9 protein-coding genes are annotated in these 14,661 nt (G+C 22.5%); 7 read left to right on the forward strand and 2 right to left on the reverse strand.

What is annotated here, in order from left to right:
- Window positions 1-15: 15 nt before the first annotated feature.
- Window positions 16-954 (reverse strand): hypothetical protein, encoded by a 939-nt coding sequence (locus Lyticum_RS00720; protein WP_322498419.1) that lies wholly within the window; start codon window positions 952-954, stop codon window positions 16-18.
- Window positions 955-1,153: 199 nt separating this feature from the next.
- Here Lyticum_RS00720 and Lyticum_RS00725 point away from each other — a divergent pair, with 199 nt between their 5' ends.
- The 5 genes from Lyticum_RS00725 (at window position 1,154) to Lyticum_RS00745 (ending at window position 9,633) form a co-directional block, all read left to right on the forward strand.
- The gene (locus tag Lyticum_RS00725; protein ID WP_322498420.1) at window positions 1,154-2,869 is read left to right on the forward strand and encodes a methionine--tRNA ligase; all 1,716 of its coding nucleotides are present in this window, start codon (window positions 1,154-1,156) and stop codon (window positions 2,867-2,869) included.
- Between the two features lie 43 nt (window positions 2,870-2,912).
- Window positions 2,913-5,570: an alanine--tRNA ligase gene (gene alaS / locus Lyticum_RS00730; RefSeq protein ID WP_322498421.1), complete on the forward strand. Its 2,658-nt coding sequence runs from the start codon at window positions 2,913-2,915 to the stop codon at window positions 5,568-5,570.
- Between the two features lie 187 nt (window positions 5,571-5,757).
- Entirely contained in the window at window positions 5,758-6,972 is a 1,215-nt protein-coding gene (locus Lyticum_RS00735; RefSeq protein WP_322498422.1) for a hypothetical protein, read from the forward strand.
- Between the two features lie 270 nt (window positions 6,973-7,242).
- Window positions 7,243-8,340 carry a hypothetical protein gene (locus Lyticum_RS00740; RefSeq protein ID WP_322498423.1) on the forward strand — a complete coding sequence of 366 codons (1,098 nt, stop codon included), beginning with the start codon at window positions 7,243-7,245 and terminating at the stop codon, window positions 8,338-8,340.
- 60 nt (window positions 8,341-8,400) lie between these two features.
- The gene (locus Lyticum_RS00745) at window positions 8,401-9,633 is read left to right on the forward strand and encodes a hypothetical protein (protein WP_322498424.1); all 1,233 of its coding nucleotides are present in this window, start codon (window positions 8,401-8,403) and stop codon (window positions 9,631-9,633) included.
- A gap of 22 nt (window positions 9,634-9,655) precedes the next feature.
- Here the strand turns inward: Lyticum_RS00745 and Lyticum_RS00750 are convergent, their stop codons facing one another.
- On the reverse strand, window positions 9,656-12,259 hold the full coding sequence (locus Lyticum_RS00750) for a UvrD-helicase domain-containing protein (RefSeq protein ID WP_322498425.1): 2,604 nt from the start codon (window positions 12,257-12,259) through the stop codon (window positions 9,656-9,658).
- 224 nt (window positions 12,260-12,483) lie between these two features.
- On the opposite strand from Lyticum_RS00750, the gene Lyticum_RS00755 reads away from it, so the two are divergent.
- Window positions 12,484-13,734: a thioredoxin domain-containing protein gene (locus Lyticum_RS00755; RefSeq protein WP_322498426.1), complete on the forward strand. Its 1,251-nt coding sequence runs from the start codon at window positions 12,484-12,486 to the stop codon at window positions 13,732-13,734.
- A 45-nt stretch (window positions 13,735-13,779) separates the two neighbouring features.
- Window positions 13,780-14,619, forward strand: coding sequence for a glycine--tRNA ligase subunit alpha (locus Lyticum_RS00760; protein ID WP_322498427.1), 840 nt, complete (start codon window positions 13,780-13,782; stop codon window positions 14,617-14,619).
- Window positions 14,620-14,661: the final 42 nt, after the last annotated feature.

Below are 14,661 nucleotides of genomic sequence, written 5' to 3' on the forward strand. Positions count from 1 at the left end.
AGACAGAGATATTAATCAACCATTAGTATAAATATTTAACATTTTATTGTACATTGCCATTTGTTGTTGTGTAATAGCTTTTGCAACTTCTAGTTCTTTAGAGATTAGATTGATATCAACTGCTCCTTCTTGTCTTTTTATATCACTTGTACCATTATATAGTGTGCTTGAGTATAATTCTATAACTCTTTTTAATTCATTTTTTCTATCAATAATATAGTTTTTGATTAGGTTGATTGCTTCTCCTGGAGGAGAACATAATGTTTGTATTCTTTGTGGAATATCATTTACTAATTGTAAAATTTTTTGATTATTAATATGATTTATAGAATAATTGTTTTTATCAAAACTATCAATTATCAAAGTTAAAGATGCAACTAAACGTTGAATAGACGGATCATTTGCATTTATACCATATGTAAAATTATTTTCACCAAGGTATAATTTTTTCTTTGAATTATTACCTTTATAATAATATGCATTTGTATAATCACCATTTACATTAGGTCTATCTATTTTTCCTGGAATTGGAGGATGATCTCTTGATGTGCCAAATGCGTAACCATGACCATATTTTGAATTTAAAACTATAACTAATTCTTCAAGTAGTGATTGACATTTAATATAAACAAAAGATGTATCTCCTCTAGCATCTAAATAAAAAGAAGATAAATTTTTTACTTTATTACTAATTTCATATAAATGTTCTATGTATCCACAATATTTTTGCAATTTAAAGATAATTTGTTCTTTTTCATCAATATCATTTTTAATGAAATCAGCTTTTGACCTCATCTCAATATTTTTTGGTATACACATTGGATCAACATCAATGAAATCTTTGATTTCAACTCCATCTTGCCCGCTTGCTTTTTGTATTGCTTTATTCATGTTTTTATTAATACCTTCAATGGTACGAGTTATATTATTATATTGAACTATTGTTGATCCCATTTTTATATTAATTTATAAATGTGGTTGATTTTTACTTTTTATCTGTTAATTTAATTTTAAATTAATTAATTTTTCGATAATTTTTTGCATTATAAATAGTAGCTTATAGCTATAATTTAGATTGTCAATTTGCATATATAAGTATAGAAACTCATTTATAATGATGTTTTTATTAATAATTTTATTATCAACTTAAGAAATGAAGTACAAAAAAGATATCAATAAATATTATGTAACAACCCCTATTTATTATGTCAATGATAAACCACATATAGGTCATGCATATACAACTATTATTGCAGATACATTAGCTCGTTCTGCTAAAATTAACAATAACGATGTTTTCTTTCTTACTGGAACTGATGAACATGGGAAAAAAGTCGAGCAAAAAGCATTATCCTTAGGTATTACACCACAAGAATTAGTTGATGATTTAGCACCATCTTTTAAAACGTTATCAGAATTAATGTCATGTTATCCAAGTTACTTTATTAGAACCACAAATAACAAACATAAAAATTTTGTTCAAAAAATATGGAAAGAAATGGAAAAAAGTGGAAAAATATATTTGGGAAAATATAGTGGTTGGTATGCAAATTCTGATGAATGTTTTTATGAAGATAGCGAAATAATTGATGGAAGAGCACCTACAGGAGCAAAAGTAGAATGGTTAGAAGAAGAATGTTATTTTTTCAAATTAAGTGAATTTAAAGATGATCTTTTAGAATTTTATAAAAAAAATCCAGATTTTATTAAACCAAAAGAACGCTATAATGAAGTAATTAAATTTGTTAATAATTTGCGAGATCTTTGTATTTCTCGTTCATCATGTAGTTGGGGCATAAATGTTCCAGATACTGAAAAAAAACATGTTATATATGTTTGGTTAGATGCGTTATTTAATTATATATCAGCTTTGTATATAGTATTTGATGATAATGAATTTAATGATGATAAACCAATAGATCTTGATATATTAAAAGAGTATTTTTGGCCATGTAATTTACATATAATTGGAAAAGATATATTGATGTTTCATGCTGTATACTGGCCTGCATTTTTGATGTCCTTAAATATTACACCACCTCATCAAATTCTTGCACATGGATGGTGGACAAATGAAGGACAAAAAATTTCTAAATCTATAGGAAATGTAATAGATCCATTAGAAATTATAAAAACAATACCAGCTGATTGGTTACGTTATTTTATGTTGAGAGAAGTGCCACTTGGTCTTGATGGAAATTACTCAGAATTATCGTTAAAAACACGTATAAATGCTGATTTAGTAAATAATATTGGAAATTTGATCCAAAGAAGTATATCTCTTATAGTAAAATATTTTGATGGTATAATTGACAATTCATCATATGATTATGATACATCTAATAAATTAGAGTTTTCTTTAAAGTTAGAAATTAGTAAATTAAATACAGATGTTCATAGTTTAACTATGTCATACAAGATACATGAAGCGTTAGAAAAAATCATTATGATTGGTAGAATGGCAAATATTTATATAGATAGAGAATCGCCATGGAATTTAAAAAATGATTTATTGAAAATGCATAAGATTCTAAAAATACTGGCTGAGGTAATAATAGTAATTGGTATAGCTTTTCAACCATTTATGCCAATATATTCTTTAAAAATCTTAGAAATTTTTGGAATAAAACAAAATATATTTATTATAGATAAAAAATTTGCTATTAATAAGCAAATTGAAAATAATAATTTTATATTTGATGAGAAAAAACATGATATTAATTATTATAATAAAAAAGAACATTATAATATAATAAATTCGCTAGATTTAAATAATTGTATTTTGTATGAAAATGCAGAATCTTTAATTAAAGATTATAATAAAATAAAATTACCAAAGAATTTTATTTTCCCAAGAATTAATGATTAAATTAATTATTATTACACTATCTGACTAATTATAAGTATTTATTATGAAATTAAATGAAATTAGAAATATATTTCTAAAATTTTTTTCAGAAAATTATGATCATTTAGAAGTTAAATCTAGTCCATTAATTCCACATAATGATCCTACGCTTCTTTTTACTAATTCTGGAATGGTACAATTTAAGAATTGTTTTACTCATCTAGAAATACCTCAAAGCAAGCGTATTACAACTGCTCAAAAATGTTTGCGTGCTGGAGGAAAACATAATGATTTAGAAAATGTCGGATATACTACTAGACATCATACATTCTTTGAAATGTTAGGAAATTTTTCTTTTGGTGATTATTTTAAAGATTTAGCCATAGAAATGGCTTGGAAATTTATTACAGAATATTTATTAATACCTAAAAATAAGTTATATATTACTATATATTATGATGATGATGAAGCACAAAATATATGGAAAAAAATAACAGGATTTGACTCTTCTAGAATTATTAAAATAAAAACATTAGATAATTTCTGGTCTATGGGTGATAGTGGTCCGTGTGGTCCATGTTCTGAGATATTTTATGACCATGGAGAGAAGTATTATGGAGGTCTTCCAGGAACACCAGATCAAGATGGGAGTCGTTTTGTGGAGATATGGAATTTAGTATTTATGGAATATGAGCAATTACAAAATAGTGATAGAATCAGTTTACCAGATAAATCGATTGATACTGGAATGGGTTTGGAAAGGATAGCTGCAGTTATACAAGGAGTAAATGATAATTATGATATTGACATATTTAAAAATATTATTAACACTTCCCGCGAGTTATCTGGAGATATAAATATAAAAGAGAATATTTCTTCTCATAAAGTTATAGCAGATCATGTCAGAGCTGCTTGCTTTATGATTGCTGATGGAATAATTCCCTCAAACGAAGGAAGAGGATATGTTTTAAGAAGAATACTAAGAAGAGCTATTCGGCATGTTCATTATACTAAAAGTAGTGATTTATTGTTGTATAGATTAGTTGATATTGTTGTTCAAGAAATGTCTTCTCATTATCATGAACTTACTTTATCCAAATCTTCAATTGAAGCAATATTATATGATGAAGAAGATAAATTTCGTGAAGTTTTAGCAAGAGGATTAAATATATTAGAAAAACAATTAGATCAAATTGATTCAAATTCTAAGTTATTCTCTGGAATTGAAGCATTTAAATTATATGATACTTTTGGATTTCCAGTTGATATGATTGATGATATTTTGAAAAATCATAGTATGAAAGTTGATATGATTAAATTTAATCAAGAAATGGAGAAACAAAAACAACGCTCTAGAATTAGTTGGAAAGGATCAGGAGAAAATAAACATTTAGATATATGGTTAAATATTGCAAATATTTATGGAAAAACTGAGTTTATTGGATATAATAATATAAAATCAAAATCTAAAATATTATCTATAGTTGATTATTTTACCAATAATCAGATTGAGAAAATAGATGCTGGGTGTGAATGTTGGATAGTTATTGATACTACACCTTTTTATGCGGAAAGTGGAGGTCAAGTTGGAGATCGTGGAACATTTTCATTTTTAATGGATGATGAGCATATTTATACGACAGAAGTTATTGATACGCAGAAATATGGAGATATTTTTGCTCATAGAATTATTACACCAATAAGTCTGTCAATTAATATATTTTTAATAGCAGAAATAAATCAATCACTTCGTAATAAAATAGCTGCTAATCACTCTGCAGCTCATCTTTTACATTATGCATTAAAAAAAATACTAGGTAATCATATTTTTCAAAAAGGCTCATTAGTTAATGATCAGAAATTACGTTTTGATTTTTCACATAATAAGTCATTAACAACTGATGAAATTTATAGTATTGAAGAATTAGTAAACCAAATAATTATAGATAATAATCCTGTTTTAATAGAAAATACTTCTTATCAAGATGCAATTAGAAATAATGTAACAGCTTTATTTGGTGAAAAATATGGAGATATAGTTAGAACTGTTAAAATGTCAGAGTCTGCTGAACTATGCGGTGGAACTCATGTTAAAAATACGGGTAACATTGGATTATTTCGCATAATCAAACAAGAATCTATTGCTTCTGGTACTCGTCGTATAGAAGCACTAACAGGTATAAAAGCACTTGAGTATAGTCAGAAACATCACAAAATTATTTCTTTGATAGGACATACTTTTCAATCTAATGAAGATGGTATTTATGACAAAATCAATAAAATAGTTGATGAAAACAAGGCTCAAAAAAATAAAATTAAAAATCTAAAACTAGAAAATTTAATAAATCAAGCTAAAATAGTAAACATTAATGAAATTAATCAAAATATAACAATACAAATATTAATTTATAATGATAAAATTGACATAGAAGACATAAAAGAATTAGCAAAAAAATCAATTGATGATATATGTATTATATTTTGTGATAATTTAAGTAAAAATACAGATAAAAATATCAAAAATGATATATATATTAAAATTACAAATAAAATTCTTCAGAAATATCCAATTCTTTCTGCAAAACTAATATCACAAAAAATTATAGATAATTATTCTGGAATTGGTGGTGGTAATAATCAAATTGCTCAAATTAAAAATTCACTTCTTAATGATAAAGAATGTGTTCTTTTTATAGAAAATTATATTAAAAATAATTTTTAATATTATTATACATTGTTTATTTAAAAATATAATCTTAATAATAAATTAAAATAAATAATAATAATAAATAATAATAATAAATAATAATATGAATCAAAATTTAAATTTTACTTTGATTTTTATTATTTTTTAATATAAATTAGTATAGATTTTAATAAATAAAAAAATAATAATAAATAATAATAGTATGAACCAAAATTTAATTCAAGAAGGTCTAAAAAATAATTGTTTTACAGAAGATATTATAATGAATCATAATGTTGATGATATCAAATTAGATTTTTTCTTAAAATCAACAGTAGATACGTTAGGATTAATAAAAGAAATTTCCTCTTCTGAAAAAAATTTAGTAAAAACTTTAAATTATTTTGAAAGTATATTAATGTCATCAGAAAATACAGAAGAGTTTCAAGCAAAACTTAATAAGATTACAATAGATATTTATAATAAATATGGAGTAAGTATAAATTTTTTAATGTTATTTTCATCATTAACGAGAGTTAATGGTAATCATATTAGACTATTATGTAGTATTCTTGCTCATTGCTCTCTTATTGATAAAACTCTTTATTGTAGTGGGGAATTTGATGCTATTCTCTCTACTGGAAATATTTCAAAAAGATTTCAAAAATTAATTAATCGAAATAATATTGAATTATTTAGAAAAAGTATCTCAGATGATATTACAAGATCAAATGATATTACTAATTTTATTGATTACAAAAGAATTTTTTCACTAATATTCATCAGTAATGATTCATTCCTTTCAACCCTTATTAAGTCCTTATGTAAATCTGCTAATTCTTTGTGTAAATTTGCTAATTCTTTGTGTAAATCTGCTAATTTCTTACATAAATACGAAATCTTTAAAAAACTTACTAGTTGTTTATATAATCTTTTTAAAAATATTAGTAATGTTTTATATAAAATATACGAGAGTGTTCCTGGAGTTATTTTTACCATTCCTGTAATATATATAATATATAAATTACCAACATTCTTAATTGTAAAAGACATATTCATTTCTGTTCATGACGGTATGAATGCAGAGACACTACGTAGAGAGTATTTTGATTTTAATAGAATAATAAGTGCTGGTGGGGATGGTCTATGTAAAGCATATGGAGAAACTTTAAATAAAGTTTTATCTAAAAAAAATATTCAATTAACTGATGAAGTTAGAGATTTTATTTCTGTAAAACTTAATCTTGATAAATCAAGTAATAGATTTGTTGAAAAATGTGATCTATCAACATTAAATTATCTTACAAATGGTACACATGACTTATTAAAAGAAAAAATTGTAGGAGAAGGAGTTCCTAATACAAATTATAAAAATGCATTTTCTTTTATGATCAAAAATATATTATTTCCTCGAAAGAATAATAATATACGACTATAAGATTAACAAAAACACATTAATGCAAATAAATCCTGATATTAATTGGGAAAAATAGCAGCAGATATTAATATCTCTCTTAATTATAGACCTGAAGAAATATCACCTGAAAAATGGCTACTTTTTTCTAAAATAGCTTCACTTCATTATATTATATAAAAAAACATAAATATATATTGATAATATTTATTATTTTTAATATATTATACAATATTTATTGGAAAATATAATCTTAATAATCAATTAAAATAAATAATAATAATAAATAATAATATGAATCAAAATTCTAATTTAATTGAAGAAAATCTAAAAAATAATTATTTTATAAATGAAATTGTAAATAATCCTAATGTTAATAAGAATAAAGAAAATTTTTTCTTAAAATCAACAGTAGATACTTTAGGATTAATAAAAGAAATTTCCTCTTCTGAAAAAAATTTAGTAAAAACTTTAAATTATTTTAAAGATATATTAATGTCATCAGAAAATACAGAAGAGTTTCAAACAAAACTTAATAATATTGCAATAAATATTCATAATAAATATAGAGTAAGTATAAATTTTTTAATGCTATTTTCAATATTAACAAGAGTTAATAAACATAATATTCAAATATTATCCAGTACTCTTGCTCATTGTTCTGTTATTGATAAAAGTGTTTATAGTAGTCCAGAATTTGATACTATTTCTACTAGTAATCGAAATTATGCACAAAATCTTGTAATAATAGATAATTTTAATCATTGCAAGAATATTGCATCTCAAATAAATATTTCAACTCTGCATATTCTTGATCTTTTTATTGAATTTATTGCAGATAAAATTGTTTTTCCTCTTTATTCTTTTGCTCAAGATAGAAGAAAATTATCCTTTATATTAGTAACTGGTATATTTTTAATATTGTCTTTAAAGATTTCAATACCAGCTTTTTTATTATTTACACTTGGTTATCATAAGTATGAGAAAGTGCTTATCGGGATAAATAATCGTAAAGATACAAGTAATTATGATATTTTACTTGGAGACTATCTTAGCCAAATAACAAGAATAAGTATTCAAGGAGATGGTTTATGTAAGATATTTAGAAAAATTTTTCGTAAATTCTTAGTTGATGAAAGAAAAATAAATTTCTCTCGTCAACTCGATGATTTTTTTAGCATAAAAGTTGATTATGATATTCCAAGAAATGTGTCTATTAAAGAATGCGATCTGTCAACATTAAATTCTCTTACAAGTCATGTATATAACTTATTAAAAGAAAAAATTATAGGAGAAGTAGTTCCTAATAAAACTTATAGAAATATATTTTCTTTTATGATAGACAAATTACTTCCTCAACAGAATAATAATATACCAATAATTAATAAATAAAAAATATTTAATAAAAAAGAATTTTTTATAAAAACTTTAATAATAATAAATAATAATAATATGAACCAAGATTTAATTCAAGAAGGTCTAAAAAATAATTGCTTTATAAGTGAAATCATAAATAATTCTAATTTTAGTGAAGATAAAGCAAATTTTTTCTTAAAATCAACAGTAGATACTTTGGGATTAATAAAAGAAATTTCCTCCTCTAGAGAAAATTTAACAGAAACTTTAAATTATTTTAAAAGTATATTAATATCATCAAATAATTCAAACGAATTTCAAACAAAACTCAATAATATTGCAATAAATATTCATAATAAATATGGAGTAAGTATAAATTTTTTAATGTTATTTTCATCATTAACAAGAGTTAATGATAATGATATTAGACTATTATCTAGTACTCTTGCTCATTGTTCTCTTATTGATAAAAGTGTTTATGGTAGTTACGAATTTTGTGCTATTTTCCCTAACCGTGAAGATGGTGTTATTGCTAAACATATTGGAGATCATTTTATTCCTAGAAATGGAAATGATAGTTTAAATTCATATAACGAATATAAAAAAATTTTTAATACTCCATTAAAAAATAATATTTTTTTTATAAAGTTATTCTCCAAATTATTTTTTTTAAAAAAAATATTCCTTTTTTTAAAACTTTTTTTAAAAAATTATATAAAGAATATTCCAGCTCTTTTTTTTATATTTGTATTGACAAATATTAGTCCTTGTATCTTTTTATTTTATACATTACAACTTTATGAATTAAGAAAATTACCATATATTTTAATATATAGTAAGATAATATATTCTACTATTAGTTTAGCTACATTATGTTTATTATGTAAATATTATTTTATTGCTACTGTTATTATAAGTGCAATTATTTATACTAAATGTATAATTTCTGATACAATCAACGCTATAACAACTAATACTACAATATTACAATCAATGGAGTTAAAAAAAATAATAGGTATTGGAGGAGATGGTTTATGTAAAGCAATTGGGGAAACTATTTCTAATAATTCTATTAGGCCTAAAATAGGTGAATTTCTTTTTTCTGATGAAGTTAGAGACTTTATTACTGCAAAAAATAATGGTAATCGAAATAATGGTAGATTTATTAAAACATATGATCTACCAGAATTAAATCGTATTACATCAAAAACATACCAATCATTAACACAATCAAAAAATGAAGGTATACAACAAGCAATTAATAATGAAACAAAAATGCCAAATGTATTTCGTGATATTCTAAATAATAATATAATTAACAGTTTATAAATTAAAGTACAAAAGCAGTGTGTTATTTTTCTCCTTCATAAAAATATAACTCATTTTTAGCTCTTGTCATTGCAACATAAAACAATCTCCTCTGTTCTTCTTCTTTTTTTCTTTTTTTAAAATTCATAAACTCAGGATGTAATTCTTCATCAGAAATTATTAAATAATATAAATTATTTCTTGTATATAATGAATTTTTAGTCTTGAGATTTTGTATTTCATCTACTTCGTCTTTGCTAACTATATCACAAATATCTGAATGCTGACGATATTTTACAAAAAAATCTGCAACAATTACTATTGGAGATTCTAATCCTTTAGCTGAATGAATAGTAGAGATTCTAACTTTATTATCTATATCCAAAGATTTTAATCCAAATATAGAATACATAATCTCTTCAACAATATTATTATTATAACTAATAATTTCTGATATATTTGTATAATTTATATTATAATCATCAAATTTTGCTAATATTTCTTGTAAAAAAAATTTATTTTGAGAAAAATTTATTTTAAATAATATAAAACAGTTTGTATAAAATTCTGCAATTGTTTTCGATTTTTTGTAAAAAAATAAAACTTTTTTTAATTTATACCATAAAAATTTTAACCAAAGTATATTATTATTAATATCAGTATAATTTACTATTAATTCAATTTTTTTCCATAAAGAAATATTTTTTTCTATAGAAAGATATGAGTATAATTTCATTAATTTTTTATCATCAATATGAAAAAATTGTGATTTTAATATAATAAAAAGATTTAAATCATCATCTGGATGAACAGCAAATCTAGTTAAGGAAATCAAATGCTTTAAAAATAAAGTGATTTTTTTTTCATTATTATTATCATTTTGTTCACCGCTATATGGTATATCTAAACGAAACAGCGCATTTAACAAATTTTCTTTATAAGAATTATTTCTTCTCACAAGAATCATAATATCTTTATATTTTATAGTATTATTGTCATTACTTAATTTTTTATCTAAATTATCATATTTATTAATATAATTTTTTTTATCTTGATAAAAAAATTGATTATCTTTTTCTCCTATTTTTTTATTAGAGAAAATCCAATTTTTAATCATATTTGCAATATATTCTGGTTCATTTGACGGTAAATTAATAAATAATCCAGTATTATTGCTATAACCTTGATGAAAATTCCATTCAGGAAATACTTCATTAATTTTATTAACAATTGTTATATCTGAACGAAAATTAATAACTAAATCAATTTCTATCCATAAATTTTGAGAATTTTTACATTTTTGTTTATAGTAATTAGTAATAAAATTTAAAGAAGAAGGGTTTGCTCCTTGAAAACTAAATATTGATTGTTTATAGTCTCCAACTAAGAAGATTGTCTGTAATTTATCAATATCATTATTTTCAGTATGAAATTCATCTGTTAATAGCATAATTAATTTCCACTGTTCGTAACTAAGATCTTGAACTTCATCAATAAGTATATGATCAATTTTATGATGAAGATCATGTAATATACTTAATCTATTTTCATATGAATGTAATAAATTTATTGATTCTTTAATTAAATCTTCATACTCATAATATTGATTTATTATCTTAGAATAATGAAAAATAGATATAAAATTATTAAATATTTTATTTATTGTTATTTCTAATAAATGTTTAGTTTTTATTTTAAATTGATATGTATAATCCTGTATTAAATTCCATAATTGTTTTAGGTCATTTTTAATAATATTTTCTCTCCATTGAAAAACAGAATTACTTGGAATTTTTGGTACACCATTAGCTGTATAAAATAATTTACATATCAATAAAAATAAATCATTTATATTATATTTTAATAAAAAATCTATGTTTTTTAGATTTTTATTAAAAAAAATTGGAAAAATATTTTTTAATTTTAGAATTTCTTCTAAAATTTGATTTTTAATTATATCTAAATTAGTATTAATATTACAATTATTAATTTTATCTATATTTTTAATAATATTAAGAAAATTTTTATTTTTATCTTCATTTATTTCATCAGATCTATAATGTCTCATTTTATATATAGATTCTATAATTGTTTGTTCTGAATAATTACTCATTAATAATTCAATATCATTCTTATTTATATTGTAATTTTTATGATTTTTTTTAATAAAATCTTTATTTTTAAAAAATTTTTGCCAATAAATCAAAAATAATTCTTTAAATAGCTTTTTAGATCTAATTCCATCTATTAATTTAATAATATTCTTATTATGTTTTTGTAATATAGATAAACAAAATGAATGTAATGTCTGTATTTTAGGTGGAGATTGACTTATTATCATGAATAAATTTCTAGCTTTTTGTAACAAACTTTCTGTTATTTCTTCCCCTAAATCAGTGAGATCATTAACTAAATCTTCTTCTTTCATTAAAGACCACGTTTTAGTTATTAATAAAAGTCTTTCACTAATCTCATTAGCTGCGCTATTTGTATATGCCAAACATAGTATATTCTGTGGATTTGTTATAAGAGATAATCTAATTATTCTTTTTATTAAAATTGTTGTTTTACCACTTCCAGCAGAAGCATTTATATATACATTATATTTTGGATTTATTGCTATTCTTCTAAGAGAATTATCTTCCATATTATATACTTTATTAAATAATTAGTATTTTATGACTATATAAAAATAATATTAATATTAGATTATTTATTATGTTGCTAAAAAATAATATGCACGCTAATATGATCTAGCATAATAAAATATTCAAATTATACTTTATTTATATTGTGAATTATAAAATAGTTATTGCATATATATTGGTTGGTACAATATTTTTATTTACATTACTTATGTCTCATTTTTATATGCAAAAAGATATAGATGATGTTCGCAAAGAAATAGAAATTAAGAATAGCTCATCTGTTAGAGATGAAATTATTGATGTTTTAAAAAATGATTCTGAAGTATATGAATTAATATCTAATGGATTATCATCTATAAAGAAAAAAGATGAATTAGATGATTCTATAATTAAAATTAATCCAGAAAATAAATTAATTATAAAAAAAGAAATAATTGATTATATTGATAATAATTCAGATCAAATTTTAAATTCATTAAAAAATTACTATCAAAAGAAAAAACATTCTGATATTAATAAAAATAATAAAAGAATTTTAGAATTATCGTATAAAATATATGATAACTCATTGCCTCAATTAGGCAATAAAAATATTACTAATGAAAAAACTATTGTTTCTTTTTTAGATCCATATTCACAAGAATCAAAAAACACTTTTTTTAAAGAAGTTGAGATTTTTAGAAAAAATCCAGATTCTATAAAAATTATTCATCATTGGATTCCAATTATTAGTCAATCTTCAGTATTAGTAAGTAAATTCATAATTTCTGTATATTTATATGATTCGACTAAATATTTAATATTTGTTGAAAATTTATTTAAAGAGAATGTTTATGATCTTGAAAAATTAATGTTTTTAGTAAAAAAAATAGGAATTGATGATGAAAAATTTAAAGATTTTATAAAAAATGAAGATAAATCTTCAAATATTAATAAAATAATAAAAAATAGTATTGATATATTTCAGAATCTAAATGGGAAAACAGTTCCATATAATATTATAGAACAAAAAGTTACTAATAAATCTATTGATATTAAAGATGTATTTTATAATAACAACAGTTTAGATATAAATACTAATAATAAAGAAAATATTGATATGGTAAATAAAAAAAATGATTTTGAACAAGAACAAAAAAATGATAATTTATTAATTTTTCAAAATAGAAATGTCAGGAATACAGAAAATCCAGAAAAAGATAGTAAAAATCTTGTAAAAAATAATAATGATTCATTTACATTAGATAAAAATTTAAATTCTAAAGATTTAAATAAAGAAGATAAATCTAATTTAAAAGAGAATTTTTATAATAAACGAAATCTAGAAAATAATGAGGTATTTAATAATTCTCCTTCATCTTTTGGAGAAAATTTATCAGAAAAAAAACAAGAATTAGATAATATTCCTACACCAGCAACACCACCACCTCATTTACAAAATAATGGAGAAAGGCCTTTTTTTAGCAATAATTAAAAAATTTTTATTATTTGATAATTATAACAAATATGTAGAAATAATATGTATTTTCAGACTATTAATAATAAATTACTAGAATTTTGGCAAAAACAGGGTTGTATTTGTTTACAACCCTATGATATTGAAGTTGGTGCAGGAACATCGCATACTGCAACAGTTTTGCGATGTTTAGATAGAAATAAGTGGAATGTTGTATATGTTCAACCAAGTCGTAGACCTTCTGATGGTAGATATGCTGAAAACCCTAACCGTGCTCAACATTTTTATCAAATGCAAGTAATAATGATGCCTGCTCCAGAAAAAATACAAGAAATATGTATAGAAAGTCTTATAAAATTAGGGCTTGATCTAAATCAACATGATATTAGATTTATTGAAAGTGATTGGGAAAATCCCACACTTGGAGCTTGGGGTGTTGGATGGGAAATGTGGTGTGATGGTATGGAAATACTTCAATTTACATATATGCAGCAAATTGGAAATATAGATTGTAATATCCCACCGGTAGAAATAACATATGGTTTAGAAAGATTAGCAATGTACCTACAGAATATAGATAGTATGTGGGATATAGTTTGGGATGATTCTGGCATAACATATAAAGAAATATTTGCAAAATCAGAAATACAACATTGTCATTTTAATTTTATACATGCAGATACAAAAATTATTATGAATCATTATAATGATTATATTAATGAAGCAGATCGCTTAGCAAAATTAAATATTACTATACCTGCATATGAATATTGTTTAAAAGCATCGCATATGTTTAATCTTCTTGATGCACGTGGTGTAATAGGATCAACAGATAGACCTCGTTATATCACAGATATTTGCCATAGAGTTAGAATGTGTTGTGCTCAATGGATTAATAAGTAAAGTAGTATTAATTTTACTATTTATTAAATAAATATATCTAGC

Origin of the sequence: Lyticum sinuosum (assembly GCF_034471385.1) — a bacterium.
GTDB classification, from domain to species: domain Bacteria; phylum Pseudomonadota; class Alphaproteobacteria; order Rickettsiales; family Midichloriaceae; genus Lyticum; species Lyticum sinuosum.